At 59.5% G+C, this 22974-nt stretch carries 13 protein-coding genes; 1 reads left to right on the top strand and 12 read right to left on the bottom strand.

From position 1 onward, the window contains the following. Nucleotides 1-50: 50 nt before the first annotated feature. On the bottom strand, nt 51-2201 hold the full coding sequence (gene mdoH / locus AC6FTP_RS07925; RefSeq protein WP_497206369.1) for a glucans biosynthesis glucosyltransferase MdoH: 2151 nt from the start codon (nt 2199-2201) through the stop codon (nt 51-53). After that, nucleotides 2198-2776 (bottom strand): RNA-binding protein, encoded by a 579-nt coding sequence (locus tag AC6FTP_RS07930; RefSeq protein ID WP_497206370.1) that lies wholly within the window; start codon nt 2774-2776, stop codon nt 2198-2200. Before AC6FTP_RS07930 ends, mdoH begins: the two co-directional genes overlap by 4 nt. Before the next feature lie 525 nt (nt 2777-3301). On the opposite strand from AC6FTP_RS07930, the gene AC6FTP_RS07935 reads away from it, so the two are divergent. Next, nucleotides 3302-4429: a sugar ABC transporter permease gene (locus tag AC6FTP_RS07935; protein WP_497206371.1), complete on the top strand. Its 1128-nt coding sequence runs from the start codon at nt 3302-3304 to the stop codon at nt 4427-4429. A 785-nt stretch (nt 4430-5214) separates the two neighbouring features. Here the strand turns inward: AC6FTP_RS07935 and AC6FTP_RS07940 are convergent. The 10 genes from AC6FTP_RS07940 to AC6FTP_RS07985 all read right to left on the bottom strand — a co-directional run bounded on the left by AC6FTP_RS07940 (nt 5215) and on the right by AC6FTP_RS07985 (nt 22941). Then, nucleotides 5215-5592, bottom strand: a complete 378-nt coding sequence (locus AC6FTP_RS07940) for a group I truncated hemoglobin (RefSeq protein WP_497206372.1) — start codon at nt 5590-5592, stop codon at nt 5215-5217. A gap of 156 nt (nt 5593-5748) precedes the next feature. Continuing rightward, nucleotides 5749-7107, bottom strand: coding sequence for a tetratricopeptide repeat protein (locus tag AC6FTP_RS07945; RefSeq protein WP_497206373.1), 1359 nt, complete (start codon nt 7105-7107; stop codon nt 5749-5751). Between the two features lie 30 nt (nt 7108-7137). Further along, the gene (locus tag AC6FTP_RS07950) at nt 7138-7302 is read right to left on the bottom strand and encodes a hypothetical protein (RefSeq protein WP_497206374.1); all 165 of its coding nucleotides are present in this window, start codon (nt 7300-7302) and stop codon (nt 7138-7140) included. Nucleotides 7303-7502: 200 nt separating this feature from the next. Further along, a complete protein-coding gene (locus tag AC6FTP_RS07955) occupies nt 7503-10613 on the bottom strand; it encodes a c-type cytochrome (protein ID WP_497206375.1) in 3111 nt (1036 codons plus the stop codon). A gap of 70 nt (nt 10614-10683) precedes the next feature. After that, complete coding sequence (locus AC6FTP_RS07960) at nt 10684-11436, bottom strand: hypothetical protein (protein ID WP_497206376.1); 753 nt, start codon at nt 11434-11436, stop codon at nt 10684-10686. A 134-nt stretch (nt 11437-11570) separates the two neighbouring features. Continuing rightward, a complete protein-coding gene (locus AC6FTP_RS07965) occupies nt 11571-13208 on the bottom strand; it encodes a Do family serine endopeptidase (protein ID WP_497206377.1) in 1638 nt (545 codons plus the stop codon). A gap of 148 nt (nt 13209-13356) precedes the next feature. Next, nucleotides 13357-14334, bottom strand: coding sequence for a Gfo/Idh/MocA family protein (locus AC6FTP_RS07970; RefSeq protein WP_497206378.1), 978 nt, complete (start codon nt 14332-14334; stop codon nt 13357-13359). Between the two features lie 135 nt (nt 14335-14469). Beyond that, entirely contained in the window at nt 14470-16155 is a 1686-nt protein-coding gene (gene rpiB / locus AC6FTP_RS07975) for a ribose 5-phosphate isomerase B (protein WP_497206379.1), read from the bottom strand. 87 nt (nt 16156-16242) lie between these two features. Continuing rightward, on the bottom strand, nt 16243-16740 hold the full coding sequence (locus AC6FTP_RS07980) for a low molecular weight protein arginine phosphatase (protein ID WP_497206380.1): 498 nt from the start codon (nt 16738-16740) through the stop codon (nt 16243-16245). Nucleotides 16741-17076: 336 nt separating this feature from the next. After that, nucleotides 17077-22941 (bottom strand): hypothetical protein, encoded by a 5865-nt coding sequence (locus AC6FTP_RS07985; protein WP_497206381.1) that lies wholly within the window; start codon nt 22939-22941, stop codon nt 17077-17079. Nucleotides 22942-22974: the final 33 nt, after the last annotated feature.

Here is a 22974-nt window from a genome sequence, read left to right on the forward strand (position 1 = left end):
GTGTGAAGAGGCAACAGCCTGGGAACATCGAACCGAGAACTGAGAACGCCCTAAACCTCCCCCAGCCCAGCTTCCTGCGCCAGCGTGTGTGTGAAGGGATTGCTGGCAGCGAGGTTGTACTGGCGGATGGCCGTGGCCCAGAAGGCGGCGAGATCGGAGTCACGCGCTGACCAGAGACGGTAATGCACATCGGTCATGGTCTCGGTGTCGTGGATCATGGCCTTCATCTCCTGAGGACTGAGCGACTGCGGGCCTTGTTTGATGAGGCGGTCGGCGATCTGATCGAGGTAGGAGCGTGACACGTCGATGCTCTTGCGGCGGCGCAGGAGTGAGACGTGGAGACCGTTCACATACGGGTCGAGACAGACCTGGAGCAGACCATGATGCTTCTCGAGTTCAGGCGGCAGATGGATGCGGCCTTTGATCTCAGCAAGGTTGTTGTTCATCGTCGCCAGCACGGTGGGAGGCTCGGTTTCCTCCGGGGTCAAAAAGAGCCCGAAGCGATAGCCGGAGCGTTTGCCGGAAACGACGATGCCCATCGGAATGGCCAGCAGCAGCGCGGCAAGGATGGGGCTGATCCAGAGCAGGAAGCTGTGGGAAACGAGCCAGGAGATGACCGTCCAGACGATGCCGACCACGGTGACGGGCCAGAGATTGAAGAAGACCTCCGCCCAATCGACGCGGCCGTCGAGCTTGCGGCGTTGGGTCACCCAGCGGACTCCTTTCCCGAGGACCGTGTACACCACGAACTGGGAATGGAAGATCATGAGCACGGGGGCCATCATGGTGAAGACGACCGTGTCCGTCATGCAGCTCATGAAGGTACACAGGCGGCCTTTGAAGGGCTTGTGCAGTCGGCCCGTGATCATCTCATCCAGCAGGATGGCCACCTTCGGCATGAAGATAAGCATGACGGTGATGCCCAGCAGGATCTGCATGGCCAGCACGGCCTGCGGCTCCGTGTGCGCCACGGGCGTGGCGGCGAGGAAGGTGGAGAAGACGAGTAAGAGCAGCCAGAGCAGGCTGCTGACATAACTGAGGATGCCGTGGAGGAAATTGATCCGGCTCATCGGGTGCCAGCCTTTGGCAAAGAGCAGCCAGAAGTGCTGCATGTTCCCCTGACACCAGCGGCGGTCGCGCTTCAGCATATCGACCAGCGTGGGCGGGCCTTCCTCGTAGCTGCCGCGATTCGTCGGCAGGAGTCGCACGGCGTAACCGGCTTTGCGCATGAGTGCTGCTTCCACGAAGTCGTGGCTCAAAATGTGCCCGCCGAAGGGTTCCTTGCCGGGCAGGGGAGGCAGGGCGCAGTATTTGATGAAGGGCTCCAGTCGGATGATGGCGTTGTGGCCCCAGAAGTTCGCCTCGCCGCACTGCCAGTAGTCCAGGCCGTCCATGAAGGGAGCGCCGTAGAGCGTCTGGGCAAACTGCATCACACGGCCCAGCAATGTCTCGGCACCAATCTGTTTCGGGAAGGTCTGGAGGATGCCGATGCCGGGGTTCTTCTCCATGATGCGCGTCATGCTGGTGAGCAGACCGCCGGACATGAGGCTGTCTGCATCCAGCACGATCATGTAGCGGTAGCGCTTGCCCCAGCGGCGGCAGAAGTCGGAGACGTTGCCGCTCTTGCGATTGATGGGCTTGCGGCGCTTGCGGTAAAAGATTCGGCCAAAGGCATTGAGCTGGCGGCAGAGCTCCAGCCACGCCGTCTCCTCCTCGATCCACTGGCTCGTTTGATTCGAGTCGCTGAGGATGAAGATGTCGAAGTTCTTCGAGTGGCCCGTCTGCTCCAGGGAGAGGTAGATGGCGCGCAGGCCCTCGAAGACGCGGGTCACGTCTTCATTGAAGACCGGCATGATGATGGCCGTACTGGCGGTGATGTCGGCCTCGTGATCCTCCGGCTTCAGGGTGCGCCAAAGGTTCAGCGGATCAGGCTTGGGCCGGTTCATCAGCCACATGCCAAAGATGGCTGTCCAGAAGCCGACGTTAAGTTGGTAGTAGAGCGGGATGAAGGTGGCCAGCAACAGCCACTCCGCCTTTCTCATGCCCTGCTCCGCAAGGTAGGTGTACATGAGCCAGGCACCCACGATGGTGCCCAGGCCGACGAAGGAAAAGAACGTCGCACGCCTCATCCGGGCGATGCGCTTCGGCGGCATCCCTGCGGTGGCGTTGATGTTCGCGGTGTGCGAGCCGATGACACTCATGTGAGGAGGAAGTAGAGGTAGCCCAGCACAGAGCCGACGATGCCAATGAGGACGGAGTAACGCAGGAAGGGATGACGGCCCAGGCGGTCGAAGGTATCCTCCGCCACTCCTGAGACGATGCCGAGGTCCATGTCACGCGGGGTCATCTTGCTGACCTGCATACCGGGGCCGGAATTACGCACGGCGGAGAGCATGGCCTCCTTCATGTCCGCAGGCAGATTGTCCTTGTCCAAAAAGAAGTTCGGCCAGCGGGCCGGGCCGCCGCTGAGGTGAAAGCCGAGCCGACCAGCGGCTTCGAGCTGGGACTCGTTCAAGTTCATGTCGCTGTAGATCGCCGCCAGCCATTCCCGCAGCATCCGCCGTGCCTGATCGATGCTGTGGGCCGTGGGCGTGCGTGAGGGATCTTTTTTATGCGCCTCCGCAGCCCGCCGCAGCGTCTCCAGGATGAGCTGGGTGCGGCGGATACGATTGTGGAGCTGGTAGGAGCGAAAGTAGTCCGCGAGGCGTGCATACGCCTCGTTCCACTCTTCCTCGGTGCCAGTCTTGGGGGCGAACTGAATATTGACGGCTTCCATGTTTGCTCGAACGACGAGCGCGCGGAGGATGCGCGGGAGGCGTGTCAGGGGAAGCGGAAAGTGCGGGACCGTTGCTCTAATTACAAACTAAGTCCGGGCAGGATAGGTTTTTCAGTTCAGATACCCACTCAGAAGGGTCTCTGGGCGCGCGAAGTTCCGACTCGGAAGCATCTCAGGCGCAGGCTGGATGCCCTGGCTCTTCCTTCGGCCCCCAGGTCTTCGGCATGAAGGCGCGGCTGGGGAAAGGGGCGTCTTGGGGTGCCATCGGCCCGCTGTGGGCTTGGAAATCCGCGCTCCGTCAGAGCGGCATCCTCGGCGGGGCGGTGAAATACGTGGAGCCGGTACCCGCGTGCGGTTCAGAGATTCAGCACTGCCTACGCAGCAGCGACAGGATCTGACTTCACAAGGCTGAACATCCCAGACCATTCACAACCCCGTCGCTTTGTCTGCCGCTTTGTCGCCCCGCTCCTGCTTTCTCCGTGACAAGTCAGTGCCCTCTTTGCTAAACCATGCGGCGCTGACGCCATGACCCGCTCCTTCTCCCTCCGCGACTACTCCATCGCCTTTGCCCTGTTGGGTATCTGCGTGTTCTTTGGCATCGTGGAGCCGAAGTTCCTCGATTCGCGGAACCTTTCCCTGCTGATGACGGAGCTCTCCATCACGGCCACGCTGGCCATGGGGATGCTCATCATCATCCTGCCGGGGCACATTGATTTATCTGTCGGCAGCGGGCTGGCACTGCTCAGCGGCATCGCCACGGTGCTGACGACGAAGGCGGGCTGGCCGGCTCCGGTTTCGCTCAGCGTGGGATTGCTGGCGGGGCTCGTGATCTGGTGGGGGAAAGGGCTGCTCATTGTGAAGGAGCGCATCCCCGCCTTCATCGTCACGCTCGCGGGTTTGCTGGTGTTTCGCGGGCTGTTCTGGCTGGTGATCCAGAACCAGACGGTGCCCGTCGTCGCCGGTGGACAGACGAATCTCTACTCGCTCATCAGCACCTTTTATCTACCGCCGCTGGCGGGCTACGCCGTGGCGGCGGTGGTCATCGCGGTGATGATCTGGGCGACGCTGAAAGGCCGCACCGAGCGCCGGGCGAATGGCTTTGAGGTGGCGGATGGGGAGTCGTCCTTCATGCGCGTGTTCATCGCCGCGCAGGCCGTGCTGCTCTTCGTCATCGTCACGAACCAGTTCCGCGGTATCCCGCTTCCGGCGATGATCTTCGCCGCCGTGGCGCTGGTGGTTTTCGTGCTCACGCAGCACACCGCCTTTGGCCGCTACCTCTATGCCATCGGCGGCAATGCCGAAGCGGCGCTCGTCTCCGGCGTGCCGGTGCAGCGCGTGGTGATCACGGCCTTTGCCATGATGGGAGCCATCGTGGCCGTGACCGGCTTCATGCTCACCTCCTACACCGGGAACTCCACCACCGACCTCGGCGAGTGGATGGAGCTGGATGCCGTGGCCGCCTGCGTCATCGGCGGCGTGAGCCTGCGCGGCGGACGCGGCACCGTGCTCGGCGTGCTGGCGGGTGCCCTGATCATGGCCACGCTGCTCAATGGCATGACGCTCATGGCCGTCTCCCCGGAATACAAACTCATGGTTCGCGGCAGCGTGCTCCTGGCCGCTGTGTGGATGGACATGCGCCTCGGGCGTCAGTAAAAAAAGAGATTCGAGCATGTCAGCCACGCCAGCGAGGTATTGGCGTGTGCGAGGGCTCAAGATCAACAGCTCGGGAAAGGGCATGAAGGCTGACTGGTTTTAGCCGGGACCAGCAGTGGTGATGTACTGAGTCTTTAGCATCCACGGCGGGGAGGGAAACCCGAATTCAAACAGGAGCGTTACGCGCTGTTGGATGGAGCGTTCTGCACCTTTTGTTCTGTTCTCATGATTTAGTCGTGAAGATGTCGATGCCCATCAGAGCCATGCCATATTAAAGGATGAAACAACCGCCGACCATAATTCCAAATAGTGCTCCAGTCTGGAGAGGGCGACTAAGTCCTTCTCCCCCCTTCAAGCGAGCGTAAAGACCGCACGGCAGAGAAATCAGGGCAAATACGGATCCGCCTATTACATAAGGGAGGCACTTGAACCAGGGTTCGGTCACCAAGCCCGCTGCATACAGGGTGAGATTGTAGATGACGTTTAGTGCCACCGCAATGGAGGCAGCAATGGCTGCTGAACGAGGATTCATTTTTGGCAAAACGTTGTTTAGCACACTAAATTGTGGGCGAATCAGATTCGTCCACAGTTTCGTGTGCCGTGGGTCGGACTGCTTGTGTTTTTTTGAGGGTGACCAAGGGATTCATGGGTTCGCTGATGAGCACCCATTCAGCAACAACGCTGCCAGAGGTCAAGCTCTGGACACGGCGAGTGGTGAAGGCGGATTGGATGAGGAGCCTTTGGCAACAGAGAATTGACAGACGACAACCCTAGGTTGGAGGGCCTCAATAAGACGTGCCGGTGATCTCGTTGGAGAAGGTGTTGATGTGCTCGATGACGTGGTCGGCGTCTTCCTGGCTGATGCCGATGTCCTTCAGGGTCTCCACCAAGTGCCCGACGAAGTGGGCGAAGTGCTCCCGCTTTACGCCGCGTCCATGATGCGCATGGGCCAGGGATTTGCCGGAGTAGGCGATGGGACCGCCGAGCGCCATGGCGAAGAATTCCTTCTGCATCTTGCGCAGTCGATCCAGCGGGGCGTCATGGAAAAACGGAGCCAGCAGGGGGGCGGCGAGCACGCGGACGTAGAAGGCTTCGATCAATTCATCCACAGCGGCTGCACCGCCGATACGTTCATACAAAGAAGGGGAGTCAATGGCGCTCATGCCGCCTAGAGTAGCGGCTCTCGTGCCATCGTCGCGCTCAGCAGCGCCAATCCCTGCGCGCGGATTGTGCAGCGCTGAAGCAGGTTTGTGCCGGAATCAGCGCGTCTTGATCTGACTGGGAAACCGCAGGCTTTTACCTGGATTTCCCCACACTCATCAGGAGTAGGAGGACTCCACGCGGGCGGCGACGTCTTTGTAGCCGTAGTCTGCGTTGTAGATCTCCTTGAGAGCTTCGAGGCTGTTCGCCTTGTCGCCCATCTTCTCACAGACCTGTGCCAGTTCGTAGAGCACTTCCTTCTTGGTGTTGTCCATGATGGTGAGCTCTTTGTTGGCTTCCATGAAGGCGCTCTTGGAAAGGTCGTTCATGTTCTTGCGCTCGAAGCAGCGTCCGAGAAGCAGCATGGCCTTGATGCGGATGTGCGGGTTGCCCTTGGCCTGCTGAAGCTCGGGGATGGCCTCGGTGTACATGCCGGCGTTGAAGTAGGCCTGGCCGAGGTCGAAGCGGATGCCTTTGTCGGTCGGGTTGCGGTCCACACGTGCCTTAGCGTCGGAGATGAGGGAGGCGGCGCGCTGCTGCTTGATGGCGATCAAGTTCTGGCGCTGCTCTTCGGCTTCGGGAGCATCGGGATAGGCGGCGACCCAGGCCTCAATGGCGGCGATCTGGGCGTCCTGGTGCTTGTCACGCATGATCTCCGTACGGCGCTGGAGGGAGACATCTCCGGGGTTCAGGGTGAGGGCGTATTCGTAGAAGGAGAGGGCGTTTGGCAGGTCTTCAAGCTCTTCATAAAGCTGGGCGATGGCCTTGACGTGGTTGATGTTGCTCTGGTCCTCGTTGTACTTCGCGGAGAAGCGGGCGAGCAGCTCCTCGGTCTGTTCCTTGGTACGGCCCTGACGGTTCAGGAGTTCGATCTCGTTCTGCTCGTCAGAGTTTTTGACCGCGCTTTTGAAGTCGCCACCCCAGCCCTGACGGAGGATGGAGGAGCGTGCGGCGGAGTCCTTGGCACCTTTGATGGCCAGCATGTCGCGCGGGTCCACCTTTACGATGGCCGTATAGACTTCGGCGGCCTTCTCCGGCTGTTCATAGGTGATGTAGTGCAGCGCGAGCTGATGCATCAGCTTCGTGTTGTTCGGCTGTCCCATGCGGATGGTCTCCAGGGCAAAGGAGGCCAGATCAGGGAACTGAACTTTCAGCGCCAGTTCATAGAGCTGCTTGTTGCCGCTCTCGCTGAAGGGGTCTTTTTGGAAGACCTTCTCTTCGAGGTCGGCGATGGCTTCCCAGGGATCTTTTTTGCCACCGGCGCCGCCGAATCCGAGGCTGAACTTCTTCGCGCTGCCGCAGATTTCACCTTCGGCACGGCGGAGAATTTTCCGACCGTCCAAAAATCCTGGCACCTCCTTCACGATGGGGAGGAGCATGTTCACGGCATACTCCCAGTTTTTCTGTTCGATGGCGATGAGGCCTCTTTTCCAGAGGTTTTGCTGCTTGGCGTCGAGTTCGGCTTCGGTAACGATCATGGTCGGATGGGGGGATGGAGAAGAGGGTGCTTACTTTGGAGGGGAGCCGGTCACCAGGGAGGTTAGCGCGTGCCATTCTTCCCTCACCCCCTTGGTAAAACCTTCCAGGCTGAAACCATGCTCAAAGAGCACCATCCAGACGAAAGTGGCGGTGAGGAAGGCGAGGAACCAGAGGATTTTGGAGAGAAGGCGCATTTTTGTGGCCGGGAAAGATTGTTACTACAAACAAAAGGGCCGCAGCGTCCAGCACGGAGTTTTTTAAACTGCGAACATTTTCCCGGACCGGGGGCAGGGGGAACCGCTGCTTCGCCCCTCTGGAAAGGGCGAATCCTCGGCGAGGTGGTCACGAAAGCGGCGTGACACACCATGCCGTGAGCGGGATCAATGCGGGCGGGCTACTTCGCGAAAGCCTTGTCCTTGGCGTTCCCACCGCTGACGAGGTAGGCCACGAGGTCGAGGAGTTCGTCCTGATTCAGGGCGTTGATCATGCCAGGGGGCATCATGGAGATCTTGCGGGTCTCCTTCTTGGCGATGTCGCCCTCATTGATGGCCATCTGGTCGTTCGGGGCGAAGGGGTTGGTCATGACGAAGACCTTGCCGTTCTCCTCGACGACGATGCGGCCCAGGATGGTGCTGCCGTCTTTTTTGGTGATCTGGTGGCTGTCGTATTGGTCGGAGATGACCTTGCTCGGATCGACGATGTTCTCCATGAGGTCGCGCAGGGTGTAGCGGTTGCCTGCACCGGTGAGGTCAGGGCCGATGCTGCCGCCGTCGCCATTGAAGCGGTGGCAGGTGGCGCACATGGTGCTGCGATACATGGCCTCGCCATTGGCGAAGTCGCGACCTTTGAGCCCGCCGCTAGTGAGGGCCACGACTTCATCAACACTCCAGTTTTTGCCAGGGCCTTTCGGGGCGACGTAGTTGGGGATGTTCACGCTCTCGGTCTTGGTGCCGAGCGCTTCGAGTTCGGCGAGTTCCGCCTGCGGCACAAAGGTGGCCATGGCGTCTTTGCGGATGTTCTCGATGAAGCCTTTGAAGCTGTTGCCACCCTTCCAGGTGCGGGCGCGGGTGAACCAGGAGAAGTAGGTCTTGCGGCTGTCGGGCGTCCAGCCTGCGGTGGCGTTGCGCAGGGCAAACATGTAGCTGATCTGCTGGGCATTCGGTCGGCTGCCAGCGGCGGCGCGGGCGGCGTTGGCGTAGCCATCGTTACGGCTCAGAACGGCGTCGGTGGCGACTTCCTGGAAGTCATCTTTGGCCGTGGCCATGAGGCCGAGGGTCTGGGAAACGACCTGGGTGGAATCAATGGCGACGAGGATCTGGCAAAGCTCGCGGTTGATCATGGCGTCCTGGGTGGGATACACGGCATCGAGCTTTTCGGCGATCTTGGCGCAGACTTCGGCATCAGGTTTGCCCAGGCGGATGAGCACGAGCTGAAGGGCACGCAGGGAGGCGAGGGTTTGGTCAATGGAGAGCTGCTGACCTTCGAGGCGGGCCAGGGCTTTGAGCATCTCGATTTGAAGTTCGGCATTCTCTGGAGCGACTTTGCCGATCGGCTCGGAAGAGGTGCCGGTGGGCTTGGCGGCAGGCTTACCACCTTCGTAGGTACCTTTGGCTCCGCTGACGCGGGCGAGGGCGATGATGCCTTCGATCAAGGCGACGGGATGGGTTTCGCTCAACGCCTTGTCTTTCCAGACATCGACGGGCAGGCGCTCGATGGCGACGCGGGCGGCATAACGGACATTGCGGTCGCTATGGCTGAGGTAAGGCCAGGCGGTGGCGAGGGCTTTCTGGGCATCGGCTCCGTCCTGATGAAGCTGCTCGATGGCGGCTCTCATGCGGAATTCTTCATCCAGCGGCACAGCCTCTGCAGGGGCGGTGGATTCGTCGCCTGCAGAGGTCACGCGATAGACGCCCGACTGGGTCTTGCGACCACCAACGGCGAAGTACATCGCGCCGTCCTGCGGATGGATGACGACATCGGTCAGCGGCAGCGGTTTGCCGAAGACGAACTCTTCCTTCTCCGCGATGTAGCTCGCGCCCTTCGGCTGAAGGTGGATGGCCCACATGGTGCCGTAGGTCCAGTCATTGATGAAGATGGCGCGCTGATACTTGGCGGGGAATTTCGCGCCTTTGCCACTGACGACGCCCGTGGGGCTGCCGGGGCCGATGTCGAGCGTGGTGGGCAGGCTGTCAGGGTAATAGTTCGGCCACTTGCCGCTGCCGCTGCGCCAGCCGTAGTCGGCGCCGCTGACGCAATGGTTCACACGCGTGGGGCGATACCAGGGGCTGCCGATGTCCCACTCCATGTCGGCGTCATAGGTGAAGAGCTCGCCGCCGAGGTCGAAGCAGATGTCGAACTCATTGCGGAAGCCGTAGCAGAAAAGCTCCACGTCGCTGCCGTCCGGGTTCATGCTGCAAATGTAACCGCCGGGGGCCAGGATGCCGCGAGCGTGGCCGTTCGCATCCCAGAGACGAGGCACGATGTGGTCCTCGCTCCAGATCTTGGCGGCGCGGCTTTTCTCCAGGCCTTCGGGCAGTTTGGTGTGATTGCCGCAGTTGAAATAAATGCGCTTGCCGTTCGGGCTGACGATCATGCTGTGCAGGCCGTGCTCGCCACCGCCTGCCATGGTGTGGAGTTTGGTGGTCTTGTCGTATTGGTCGTCGCCATTGGTGTCCTGGAGGCGGAAGAGGCCGTTGTCCTTGCCGTTCTCATTCACCATGACGTAGAGGCTGTCGAAGGCATAAAGCAGGCCGTGGGCCTTGCCCATCTCGATGGCGAGCTTCTCGGGCTTGAGCTGCTCCGTCTTGCCCAAAGCGGGCACGGTCATGCGGTAGATGCTGCCGTATTGGTCACAGGCGATGAGGCGGCCTTTGTGATCCACGGTGAGTGCCACCCAGGAGCCTTCCTGATCCTTCGGCACGTTGTAGAGCTTCTCCACCTTGAAGCCTTTGGCGACGCCGACTTCGTTCGCGGGGATGGTTTCCGCAGGGCCGCTGTTGCGACCGCCACCACCGCCGGGTTTGCCGTCGAGCGCGAGCCCCCAGGGGCCTTTGCCATAGCTTTCGATCACGAGAGCGGGTTTCCACTCCTGCGTTCCGGTCTTCGCGGCTTCCCACTTGTCATTCGTCTCCACGAGTACCTTCTCCGTGCCATTGGCCAGCTTGATCTTCAGTCGTGCCACCAGTGCCGCGACGCCGCCCTGATTGCGTGCGTTGACGATGAGTTCATTGGCTTCGCCGGGCTTCATGTCCTTGCTGATGTCCACCTTGCTGGCTTCCTGCCAGTCAGGATTGGTGAGCACCTTCTTGCCGTTGAGGATCGCATCCGCGCCGTTGTCGCAAGTCAGTTCCAGCGTGGCGCTGTGCGCATTGCCGGGGATTTCGAACTTGTGGCGGAAGGTGACCGCCTTGTCTTTGTTGCCATCTTTAGAGAGCCAGATCCACTGCGGGGCAGCGTGCAGGCTGGAGACGAGGAGGAACGAGGTGAAGAGCGGGAGCAGGCGCATGGTTGGGAAATGGAGCCCTACAATACGTCCGAGCACCTCCTTCTTAGCATCAAACTAAGCCGTTGAGATTTCACAACTCCGTGGTCAGCCCCTTCTCCAACCCGTGGAGCATGGGCTCCAGCAGTCGATAGCCGCCGGGCAGGTCCACTCGTGCGAGTTCGCCGATCTCGGTGAAGTAGAGCTGGGCCTCGTAGCCCTGCATCAAGGTGGCGGTGACGACGTAGCAACGGCGCTGCTTGGCGGCGAGGTCGAGACGTCCCTCGCGGGCATGGAGACGCATGGCGGCGGCCTGGGGCAGGGCTCCGGCGGGCAGCAATTGGGTGATCAGGCCGGAGGCAGCGGGGCTGTCCATCATCGTCTGGGCCATGGCGGTGTTCATGATGACTTTCCCGCCTTTCTTGACCTCCATCTGGGGCAGTTTGTCGCTCTCTTTCCAAGCGATGACGGCTTCTGTCTCACTTTGAGGGGCATGGATCTGAATCTCAAATCTTTGCCACCTCTCAGCACCCATGAGTTCGCCGTTCAGGCGGAAGCCAAACTCTGTTTTCTCCGTTGCTCCAGGCACGGTGACTGAGCCATTGGCGACGATGGCATAGACGGGCTCCAGCTCGGCTTTTTCATCCATGCGCCGCAGGGCGAAGGTGGTGTGACCGATCTTTTCCTGCCCCTGATAGAGATGCAGGGTGTTGTTAAAAGCCGCCGCTTCGGAGAGGAAGAGGTCAAAGACAAAGCGCACCGGCACCACGGCAAAGCGGGAGTGGTCGGGAAAATAGGTGTCCCGGATGACGAGGCCCGTCATCACCGCCCAAAACAGAACAACCATCGCGGTGATCAAACGCCAGAACATGCATGAAGTGTGAGGCGTGGCTGGCCTGATGGCAAGGGCGGCATCGTCCCGATGTAAAAAAGCCCGCGCTCCGTTTCCGAAGCGCGGGCGGTGAGTCACTGCATCAAGGTTTAATTGCTGCCGACCATGAAGAGCATGGTGTCACCCTTGCGCCAGACTTTGAGAAGCACGGTTTTGCCGCTGTCCTTGGACATCTGGCGGGCCTCGCCGACGGCGCGCACGGGCTTGCGATTCACCTGGGTGATAACGTCGCCTTCTTCGACACCCATGGCAGCAGCACGGCTCTCGGGATCGATCTGAGTGATGACGACACCTGTGATGTCCTCCGGCACTTCATAGCGCTCGCGAGTGCCGGGGGTGAGGTTTTGAATGGTCACACCTGGCATGATCTCGCCGACGCTGGCACTGCCTTTATCAGGGCCGGATGGCGCGTTGCTATCTTCAGTAGCCTCAGCTCCAGCGATAATTTCTGGGGTGAGTTTGGCGAGCTTGGCCGTGATGGACAGAGGCTTGCCATCGCGGAGAATTTCGAGAGTGATCTCGGAGTCGGGTTTGTAGCTGCTGACGATGACGGGCAGCTTCGAGGCGCTCTCCACTTTTTGGCCTGAAACCGAGAGGATGACATCACCGACCTGAAGGCCAGCTTTGGCCGCAGGAGAGTTCTTCTTCACGGTGCGGACGAGTGCGCCATTTTCATCGCTGAGATTCCAAAGCTTGGCGGTCTCAGTGTCGATGTCCGCAGGCAGGATGCCGAGGTAACCGCGGGTCACTTCGCCGTCATCGGTGAGGTCTTCGGCGATGCGCAGGGCGAGATTGATCGGGATGGAGAAGCCGATGCCTGCATTCATGCCGGAGCGTGAATAGATGGCGGTATTGATGCCGATCACGCGGCCCATGGCATCGACGAGAGGTCCGCCAGAATTGCCAGGATTGATGGAAGCATCCGTCTGAATGAAGTCCTCATAGCCCTGCATGTCACGACGGCCAATGATGCCCATGCCGCTGCGGCCCAGCGCGCTGACGATGCCCTGAGTGACAGAGCGGCTGAGCTCCATCGGAGCACCGAGGGCGAGCACGACATCACCGACACGGAGCTTTGAGCTGTCTGCGAGGGTGGCAGCGGGGAGGCCGCTAGCTGAGATCTTGATCAAAGCCACGTCAGTCTGTGGATCGGCACCGATGACCTTGGCATCGTAGCGCTTGGTGCTGCCATTGATGGTGACGACCGCCTCGATCTTATCAGCCTCTCCGACGACGTGGTTGTTGGTCAGGATGTAGCCATCAGGGGAGACGATGAAGCCGGAGCCGACGCCGTTGGGTTCGAGCTTCTTGTCTTCCTCGGGCGTTTCGCGCGGCTGGCCGCGACGTCCACGGGGATTGGGGCGTTGGGGCGTTGCTCCACCGCCTTCCTCCTGCTGCTGGCGGAACCATTCTTCGAAGTATTCGCGGAACATCGGCGGAACCTGTTCGAGGTCGGGCATCTCACCGTGGCCCATCATCGCGCGTCCTGCTTTCTCACCATACGAAAAGACGGTGACGACGCTGGGCAGGATCTTGTCCACGACACCCGCGTAGCTCATCTGGAGCTGGCCGCCTGCAGGGAGCGGGGTGTCGTCCCTTTGGAGTCGGGTGTGAAACTCTTCCGAGGTGAGTTTGATTTCCGGGGCTTTGATGTCCGCACGGAGCAGGCCGCTGCCGATCAGACTGACGGAGGCACAGGCTAGGGTGATGCGAGTGATGGGGTTCATGGTAGGGGGTAGTGTTTGGGTGCGGTATGATACGCACGCCATCTGACGAAAACGTTGAGGCATTGTTGAAAACTATTCCACACACAAAAAAGCGCCGCTGTAACGTTAGCGGCGCTTTTGAAAGAGGCGGATGTTCTGAACGCGGGACTTATTTCGCCGCTTCAGCCGTGGCTTTATCCATGACTTCCTTCAGCGTGACTTCAGCTCCATTGCGGCGCTTGCTCTCATCAGCAGCTTCCATGAAGGCGTAGATCTCCAGAGTCTCTTCGGGGCTCACCGGAGCTATTCCATTACGGAAAAACTGCACGGCAGCGAAGAGCAGGGGATCATAGCCATCGTAAGCGCCGACAGGAGACTCACCTTTGTCGCCGACGGCCTTGCCGCCGTAACCTTTGTTTTCCTCAAACACGCCAGTGCGCCCGCCCGCCCAGGTGCCGGTGACGCGGATCTTGCCATCGGCATTCGTGTCACGCTTCACGCTCTGGCAACCGGTGCCCATCACAGTGAAAAGACTCTCCACGCCGTGGATGCCATACCAGAAGAGATCTGGGTGCGTAACTTCAAGTGAGGCTGGGCTGAAGGTGGAAGCTTGCTTCACCGTGCCGATGCTGCCACCGCGAACCGCTTGGGTGTTCTTGCCGAAACGCAGCGAAGAGGACGAGAAGATGGGGACACCCGCAGCCTTGGCTTCTTTGAAGATCTTGATCGCATCCACGAGAGTGCCAGCGATGGGTTTGTCGATGAAAACGGGCTTGTGGGCAGCGAGGCAGGGGCGGAGTTGCTCCAGGTGCGGGCGGCCATCGTTCGTTTCCAGGAAGACCACGTCCACTTTGTCGAGCAGGGCGTCGATGCTGGTCACGATCTCCACGCCGAGTTCCTTCACCTTCGCCGTGTATTCCGGCACGCGCTTCACACTGCCTTCGATGTCCTTCGATCCCTGCGGATAAGCCGCCACCACACGTGCGCCCATGACCTCAGGCTTCTGCGGGTTGGCGTTCAGCGTCTTCGTGAAAGCCAGAACGTGGGAGGTATCGAGACCGATGATGCCGGCGCGGATGTTTTGCGCCGAAGCAGCGCCAGCGAGGGTGAGAAAAGCTGTGAGAGCGAGGAAGAGAGAACGAGTCATGCGCCAGACTAAACGCCCTGCGTTTCATACCCCTTGCGTTCCGGCATGACTGGATGTGGGCGGTTTGTGCGAAAAAATAAGCCCTCGCCCACCAGAGGTGGACGAGGGCAAAACCCTTCACGTATCGTTGACGATTTACGGCACCGGGTAGCGCTCGTTGATCTGGGCGACTTCTGCTTTGATCTGGGAGAGCACGGCGGGGTCGTCTTTGCCGGTGAGGGCGCGGTCAATCCAGTTGGCGATGAGGACCATCTCGGCTTCCTTCATGCCACGAGTCGTGACGGCTGGGGTGCCGACGCGGATGCCGCCGCCGAGGGTGATCTTCTCGGTGTCGAAGGGGATGCCGTTCTTGTTCACGGTGATGCCGGCGTGATCGAGGGTCTCGCTGGCGACTTTGCCGTTGAGGCCTTTCGGACGGAGATCGACGAGCATGAGGTGGTTGTCCGTGCCGCCGCTGACGATGCGGTAGCCGAGTTCGCTGAGACGTGCGGCGAGCGCCTGGGCGTTCTTCACGATCTGCGCGGTGTAGTCTTTAAAGTCAGGCTTGAGGCATTCGCCGAAGCAGACGGCTTTGGCAGCGATGACGTGCATGAGCGGGCCGCCTTGCACACCGGGGAAGACCTGGCTGTTGATCTTCTTGATCAGCTCGTCGCTGTTCGTGAGGATCATGCCGCCGCGGGGTCCGCGCAGGGATTTGTGCGTGGTGGTGGTGACGAAGTCGGCGTACTCCATCGGCGATGGATGGGCTCCACCGGCGACGAGTCCGGCGATGTGGGCCATATCGACGAAGAGGTAAGCGCCGACGCTCTTCGCGATCTCGCTCATCTTCTTGAAGTCGATGATGCGGGGATAGGCGCTGGCACCGGCGGTGATCATCTTCGGCTGCTCGCGCTTGGCGACTTCGGCGAGTTCGTCGTAGTCGATGAGTTCGTCGCTCTGTCGCACGCCGTATTGGCAGAAGTTGTAGAAGCGGCCGCTGAAGTTCGCGGGATTGCCATGGGTCAAATGACCGCCGTGGGCGAGGTTCATGCCGAGCACTTTGTCACCGGGCTGGAGCACGCTGAAATAGACGGCGGCATTGGCCTGGGAGCCGGAGTGCGGCTGCACGTTCGCGTATTTGGCACCGAAGAGCTGGCAGGCGCGGTCGATGGCGAGTTGCTCCACCTTGTCCACCTCTTCACAGCCGCCATACCAGCGCTTCGCGGGATAACCTTCCGCGTATTTGTTCGTCAGGCAGCTTCCCTGGGCGGCCATGACGGCGCGGGAGGTGAAGTTCTCGCTCGCGATGAGCTCGATGTTGTTCTGCTGGCGGTGCTGTTCGGCGTCGATGATGGCAGCGACGGCGGGATCTGAGGCGGCGAGGATGCTGAGGGGGTGGGCTTGTTTGTTCATTTTGGAGACGCGGCGGGCATGGCGACCACCGGCGAAAGGGGTTTTCAACCAAGCATCGACGATGTCCTTGGTGGTGTCGATGGGTGTCTTGCCAGCGAGGCAGAGGACGTTGCTGGCATTGTGCTCGCGGGTGATGGCAGCAGTCGCTGCGTCATGCACGAGGCTGGCCTGGATGCCCGCGTGGCGGTTCGCGGTAATGCACATGCCGATGCCGGTGGTGCAGACGAGGATGCCTGCATCCGCGCGGCCATCGAGCACACGAGCGGTGACGAGTTCGGCGTAGTCGGGGTAATCGACCGAGGTCGTGTCATACACGCCGAGGTCTTCGACGGTGTAGCCGGTGTCCAGCAGGTGGTGGAAGACGGCGTTCTTGAGATCGAGTCCGCCATGGTCGGAGGCGATGGCGATGGTTTTAGGAAGGTCTGACATTGGAAAAAGAGAAGATGGAAAATGGAAATGGATAACAGAAACGAAGGCGGGGAAGCAGGGGAACGACTGTCCTTACGAAAAGGAAGCTCAATCACCCTGCGTGCTACCTCGGCCGGCCTCATCTTTCCAGGTCTGGTCAATGTAGGCGAGGAGGCTGGGGAGGCACTTTTCGAGCAGTTCCTTGACCTCGCGATAGTCCTCCAAGTCGCCACCGAAGGGGTCGGCGATGTCTTTGCCGCGCAGGCTGTCATCGGGGGCGAATTCGGTGACGAGATAGACCTTGTCCTCGGCCTCGGGAAAGTCATCCAGGATGGCCGCCAAGTGCCCACGACCGAGGGCAAAGATGTGGCTAGCCTTCTCCACGAGGTCGATCGTCACCGCTTTGCTGCGATGGCTGGAGAGGTCCTGGCCATGCTCCTTTGCCAAAGTGACGCTGTGCTTGCTCGCCTGCTGGCCTGAGAAAGCTCCGACCCCGGCACTTCCGACGGTGATGTCCTCGCGTCCCTTCACCAAGCCACGGAAAAGCGCCTCAGCCAGGGGGCTGCGGCAGGTGTTTCCGGTGCAGACAAAGAGGACGTTTTTCAAAGGACGCCCAGAGTGCCGCGCTGGGGGGCTTTGTCAAAAGGGCGTTGAGTGGCCCAATCCTCAGGGCGCTGGGGGAGATTTGATTTCGAAGAGGCCCATTGCCTCAATTTTTTTGACACCTTGGGGCTAAACGCTGGGCGATGTTGAAAAGAAAGCTGACTCACCAAGAATAACACCGGCAAGACAAGTCGATGCCTATAAGTAAAAAGCTCGCGAAGAGATGCTGCCGAAAGGGGTATGTGTGAGGCGGATACGGTAAGGCCGAACTGCGCAGCATTTTCGCCCGCTACACGGCCGATGACTTTGCACGCAACCTCGCAAAAAAAGTCTGCTGAGTTAGTTAGCAGGAATAAGTTCGACAGCACCCGACCACATGGGTGTGTTGGTGAGCGCGCTGCCTTTTAGGCCTGCAGTGGGTAGCTCGGGTAGAAGGAAGTATCCGACACCGAGATCTTGTCCGGGAATCAGGCAGCCTGAGAATGAAACCGTGCGTGTCAGCATCTGGCTTACATTGGCGGGATTGACATCTTTGATTGCGAAGCTGCCGCTGAACATGCCCGTCTTGGCGGTGAGAGTCAGGCGTACATCCTGCGGATTGGCCACCCCAACCGGAGGGCGCTCGACGGTCTGCGTCTTAGTCAGTGTGAGCAGTTGATCGATGGTGACGGGCAGCGCACCTTCTGTGAAGCGAATGAGAGCGTTATTGGAGGTGTCCATGAGCCCGGCAATGAGCGGTGTTCCGGCGGCGGGACGCACATAGCGCCCGCCACTGATATCAAGCAAATGGGCTGGTATGCCCGACTTGTAGAGTCGAATGCCCGTCTTGGTGGAGTGATCCTCTTTGGTCCAACGCAGACTGCCGAGTGCTTCTCCAGATTCACAGCGCACCCAACCAAAAACCGAGCCTTTAGCGGTGTATAATGACTGATAAAGCGGGATGTCTCCTGCAGCGCCTAAGAGGCTGGAGCCTGTAACGGGTTCCCCATCGGCAATGCGTCCAGCCCAGCTCACCGTACCCACAGCTGCGTTAGAGAGGCTGACAAAGCCTCGTCCCATGGGGTGATCAGGGTGGATGGCTTCCGTGCTTGGAACGAGAGCTAGATTGTAGAGGCCGGTTTCCGTGGTCGGGTTGGCCTTTGTCCAAATGTTTTTCACGATCTGAATGTCAGCGATTTGCTGCTCATCCCCGTTCAGCAAGCCGCCAGTCTGAATGTCTGAGCTGTTCAGGAGGATTTCAAAACTGAGTGCGGGTGCGGATTTCCTGACGATGGCGGCTCTCAAAAGCCCGTCCGTGCCGCCGACTTGCACTTGAACACTGCCGCTGATTCGAAAAGTCTCTCCAACGAGCGTCACGACCATGCTGGTCGCTCCAGTCTGCCCCACTTGGAAAGTGAGTTGTCCTCCATTTGGCAGCGAACCATCTGAGGAGGTCTGGATAATACCCTGGTAACTTCCGCTTAGACCGAGGGGGAACGGTGTAGTCACCAGCTCAAAGAGCATGGGGACTGCGCTGCCATAAGCATTTTTTGCGTTTACCGTTACGGTACTGGTCCGAGCCACGGTCGGGATTCCAATGATGCTGTTCGTCGCTGGATCGAAACGAAGGCCGGCAGGCAGACCCGTGACACTGATCGTGGAATTGAGATCATTCACAAACACCGGAATACTGACAGCATGACCGACGACAAAGGTCTCGTCAGCAATGGGATCAATCTCAGGGGCGCTTAAAATGGAAACGCGGTAAGGTCCCACATCCAGAGTGTAAACTCCCTGGTAACTCAGGAAGCAGTAGTAACTGCCAACTGCATCCGAAGTGGTGCCGGCAACGCGCAGGCTGGCTGTGTTTGCCCCAGTCACAGCACCGATGCCGACGAGATCTCCTTCGACGAGCCGATACCAGTCAAAGCTCATCTGGCTGGCGAGCGTGGTGGGGAAGACACGCATGGAAAGCGCAAAGTTACCGCCCTGCCGCACACGAAGCAGCGAGGTGTAACCTACGGGCTGCACCACGCCGAGCACTGCCTTGTCGCTCTCCAAGATGGCAGATGCCGATGAGGCCCGGCAATGGTACTGGCCTGCATGAGAGGCGCGAGTGGAGGCGAGTGTGTAGGCACTTTGGATGGCACCTGGGATGAGTACATTGTCCTTGAACCACTGGAAGCTGAACCCGCCCCTGTTAATCCTAACTCTGAGCGTGGCAGAAGACCCTTCCATCACGAGTTCAGGCTCAGGCTGCTCTGTGAAGATCGCGATCGTTTGCCCAGAACTCTGAATTTGAAGATTGTCCAGCGCCCAGGCATCATACCCCGTTCCGCTATGGGCCAACTGCCTCCAGCGAAACTGGGTGGCTGAAGAGATGGCTCCGTCTGGCGCGGTCACGGTCACAGTTTGCCAGGTGCTATAGGCTGGATACACCGTGGAAATCGACTGGATAGTGGTCCAAGCAGCGCCATCCAGGCTGTATTCGAGGACGATGCCTTCTCCAGACTCGGAGTTGTCCCAATATGTGGTGCCGTCTATAGCAGAATTGCCAGCCCTCAGATCAAATGTCAGGCGCGCTCCCGAGACGATGGAGACGGTGTTTGTCGTAGCACTACGAGTGCCGGTACGTCCGAACCATAAGGCCTTGGTGCCATTGAATCCCTGTCCGCCATTGAGGGATGACGCCACACTCGTCTGCTGCCAGACCATTGAGTCGAGATTGGGCTCAAAGTCATCCTCCATCACTGTCGTCAGCGTGGCGGCAGTCACCGCGCTGCTTTGAACGGCGGGACTGCTGCCTGCGACATTGAAAGCGCTTAGCCGATACAGGTAGGTGCTGCCCGCCAGTACGGTTGCATCATTGTAAATCACGTCATTCGCAGGAAGCGTGGCGAGCGGAGTCCAGGTGATGTCACTCACCAGACGGCGGTCAAGTTGATAGCCGGTTTCCGAGGCGACGTCATTCCAGCGCAGTCCGATCTGGGTGGCTGAAACGGTCGAAAGTGCAAAGCCTGTCGGAGAGGCAGGCACGGCTGGTGCCGGGGTGGTGATGCTGCTGACGTTGGTATAGGCAGACTCGTAGCTGCCACGGACGGCTTTCAGTCGGTAATAATAAGTCGTGAGTGGAATGACTGAACTGTCGAGATAGCTTGTGGTCCCCCCTGAGACAGAACTCAAGACGCTCCATGGACCGGAGGAAGCAATCGCTTTCTCGATGACGATGGTGGCAGGGCTGTTGGCTGGCGACATGAGGATCTGAACACTTCCAGCCGAGTTCGTCAGGCTTGTCAGAGTCACTGAAGGCAGAGGAACCGTGACGCTCAATGTGCTCGAATAAGCCGACTCCACCACACCGCGTGTGGCTTTGATCCGGTAGTAATAAGCGATGCCAGCATCCACTGCACTGTCCGTGTGTGATGTCGCCGTTCCAGCCAGACTCGTGAGCACGGTCCAGGGGCCGCTGACTGCAAGCGCCTTCTCGACAACGATGGCTGTCGGGCTCCCCGTCGATGAGAAACTCAGAGCGACAGAAATGCCTGACATGGCGGCAGAGGTCAGCGTGGCAGTCGGCGGTGGTGGTGCCAGAGTCCTTACCGAGAGCACCGGGCTCCAGCCCGAACTCGCCGTTGGTGCATCTGCTTTGATGCGGAATTCATAGGCAGTGTCCGAGGTCAGGCCGCTGACTGCAAATGTAGTCTGGTTGGCATTGATGGCAGGCGTCAGATTGGTCCAGGCGGTGGCACCAGCGGCACGTTGTTGCAGCGTGAAACCTGTTTCCAGGGAATCATCCGTCCAAGAAAGTGCGATGGATGTCTGGGTGATCGTACCCGCGCTGAGCACAGAATCTGGTAGGCTCAGAGGGAGTTGGACGCTGTAAAAGCGCAGCCGGCTTCCATTCTGAACGGCGAGCTTTTTACTCGTGGAATTGTAGGTACTGACTTGGGTTGTCAGTGGCATGGCCAGAACCTGCTGCTTGCTCACCGTGTCGAAAATCTTGGTGTCACCGAAGGCAAATCGGGCATCGGGTGTGGTGCTGTAGGTCTCCGCGCTCATCGACCACTGCTCCACGAGACTGGAGTTGAAATAGGAGCCGTTCCAGAAGACTCCGTTGCCGCTTTCAGACACCACAACGACTCTCGACCCATAGTAAGAGTAGCTTTGCACCCGCGTGTGGGCCAGCGAGGTGAAGACATCTCCTGTCACATCCAGTTTATAGATCTCGGCACCGGAGCTGTTGTTTTCTCCATGGAAGTAGTAGCGGCCTGTCGGGTCAAAGCCGCCTCCGCCCTCACGCAGACCTATCGTGCCAAGCTCGGCTCCGGTGCTGGTGTTAAAGATGCTCAGGTCCACCCACTGATCCTCCTCCTCCACCACGATGCGCCCCGCTGCTCCAGCTGATACTCGGTAAGCATCATTGGCCCCATAACCAGTCCCGCCAAAGGGCGTGAAGGCATAAGTGCGCTCCAGGGCCAGCGTCGTCTTATTCAGTGCCAGCAATGAGCCTGGCATCCAGTTCGGAATGTAAATCCTGTTGTCTCCATTGTGGATCGCCAGATCCGTGGCGGAGCTGCCGACCTGACGCACTCTCAAGATGGCCTCCATCGTGCTGTCGATCTCCAGCAGGTAGGCTTTGGCTCCCGTGACGGCAGTGTTTTCGCTGATGGCATAGATCTTGGATGAAGCGGGATCGGACTTCAGGATCGTCACCGCCAGCGGCTCCACAGTTAGCTTCACCGGAAGTGTGAACAAAGTGCCACCCGTGCCCGAAAGCGTCACCGTCGCCAGATGCACTCCGGCCGGCAAGGTGGAGGCATTCAGGATGATCTCCAGGTTACTGGGTGTCGCTCCGGAAGTGTTGGCAAAGCTCACCCAATTCTGATTGGCTGACGCCGTCCAAGAGACGCCGGGGCTGGCCGAGGCCAGAGAGACTGAGACACGATGGTCGGCATGTCCCTGCACGGTCGCTGTCTCCACCTTTTGCAGACTGGAAGAAATGGGAGACACCGTGAAGGAATAGACGGTGCCTGGGTTAAAGGTGCCGCCCACCTGAGCATCTACTCGCCAATAGTAAGTCACTGAAGTTGCCAATGTCCCGGTCAGCGCAATATCAGGCAGCGTAGTGCTTCCTAAATACTCGAGTGAAGCCGTGGTCGCCGCCGACACAGCCGCGCTGGAGGTGCCGAGATAGACCCGATAACTTCCCGCTCCCGGCAGCGGAGCCCAGCTCAGCATGCTCGGCGGCAGGACGATCGAGCCATCAGCGGGTGAAAGCGTGCGCCCCATGACCTCGGAACCGATGGCAGCGATCAGATCCAGACTCGTGATCGTTCGCGTGGCTGTGTTGTAATACACTAGTCGTGAGTAGTCCGATGTGATGGCATGGACGCTCGTTGTGATCGGCAGATCATAGAGTTTGTTACCTGTGGAAGTCTGGAAAATGGCATTGGTCGTCACCGCGATCTCGCCACCAGGGGTGATCGAGTAAACTGGGCCGGAGAAGCTCCGGTCCACTGTGTTGATCGTGGTCGGGCTCACCATGAGCTGCTTGATGAAGAGCTTGCTGCCATCACCGCTGATTAAAGCTGGCGTTTCCAGAGGGTCGCGGCTTAGGATGATACTCGATCCCGATTTCTCGGCGAATGTTAATGTCCCGTTGGTCGCAACGCTGTATTTGCTTATGAATGAGTTCGCTAAGCCTGCGGACCAACCATACTGCATCCAGCCGAAAAGCTGGGATTTAGCCGGGTTAAGTGAAAAATCTCCAAATCCATAAGTGCCTGATGGCCCATCTGCAGCCACCGTCTGCACGACCAGTCCCGTGGCTCGGTCATACACCCGCAGCATTGGTGCCCAGGCTCCGTCCGTATAATAAAGGATGTTTCCTGGCCCTACTCCAAGGTTAGCCGTCGTATCGGCGGTCCCCCAGTTATCAAAAGTCGGCAACAGCAACGTCTGCGTCACGGTCAGAGTGCCCAGATTCACCACGGAGATGGTTTCATCCACGGCGTTGATGACGAAAAGCTCGTTGCCATCATTCGAGACAGCCATGCCCGTCGGCCTGTTCCCCACGGTCACACTGGAGATGCTTGCACCCGTAAGCGGATCGATGACTGCGATAGCCCCACGGTTCACACCATTGAGCTGGATACCATACATGCGTGAGCGCACAGGATCATCCAGCAGCTTGAAGATGTTCCGCACACCGAGAGTGGCATTCACAAACACTGTGTCCGTGTTCGCACCATGGGTTGC

Source organism: Prosthecobacter sp., assembly GCF_044378005.1.
Lineage (GTDB): Bacteria > Verrucomicrobiota > Verrucomicrobiia > Verrucomicrobiales > Verrucomicrobiaceae > Prosthecobacter.

Bases quoted from the DNA above. Each gene is read 5' to 3' on its own strand.
- AC6FTP_RS07945 (WP_497206373.1), bottom strand. From the start codon at position 7,107: ATGATCGTTACCGAAGCCGAACTCGACGCCAAGCAGCAAAACCTCTGG.
- AC6FTP_RS07970 (WP_497206378.1), bottom strand. From the start codon at position 14,334: ATGACTCGTTCTCTCTTCCTCGCTCTCACAGCTTTTCTCACCCTCGCT.
- mdoH (WP_497206369.1), bottom strand. From the start codon at position 2,201: ATGAGTGTCATCGGCTCGCACACCGCGAACATCAACGCCACCGCAGGG.
- AC6FTP_RS07935 (WP_497206371.1), top strand. From the start codon at position 3,302: ATGACCCGCTCCTTCTCCCTCCGCGACTACTCCATCGCCTTTGCCCTG.
- AC6FTP_RS07940 (WP_497206372.1), bottom strand. From the start codon at position 5,592: ATGAGCGCCATTGACTCCCCTTCTTTGTATGAACGTATCGGCGGTGCA.
- AC6FTP_RS07965 (WP_497206377.1), bottom strand. From the start codon at position 13,208: ATGAACCCCATCACTCGCATCACCCTAGCCTGTGCCTCCGTCAGTCTG.
- rpiB (WP_497206379.1), bottom strand. From the start codon at position 16,155: ATGTCAGACCTTCCTAAAACCATCGCCATCGCCTCCGACCATGGCGGA.
- AC6FTP_RS07930 (WP_497206370.1), bottom strand. From the start codon at position 2,776: ATGGAAGCCGTCAATATTCAGTTCGCCCCCAAGACTGGCACCGAGGAA.
- AC6FTP_RS07955 (WP_497206375.1), bottom strand. From the start codon at position 10,613: ATGCGCCTGCTCCCGCTCTTCACCTCGTTCCTCCTCGTCTCCAGCCTG.
- AC6FTP_RS07960 (WP_497206376.1), bottom strand. From the start codon at position 11,436: ATGGTTGTTCTGTTTTGGGCGGTGATGACGGGCCTCGTCATCCGGGAC.
- AC6FTP_RS07950 (WP_497206374.1), bottom strand. From the start codon at position 7,302: ATGCGCCTTCTCTCCAAAATCCTCTGGTTCCTCGCCTTCCTCACCGCC.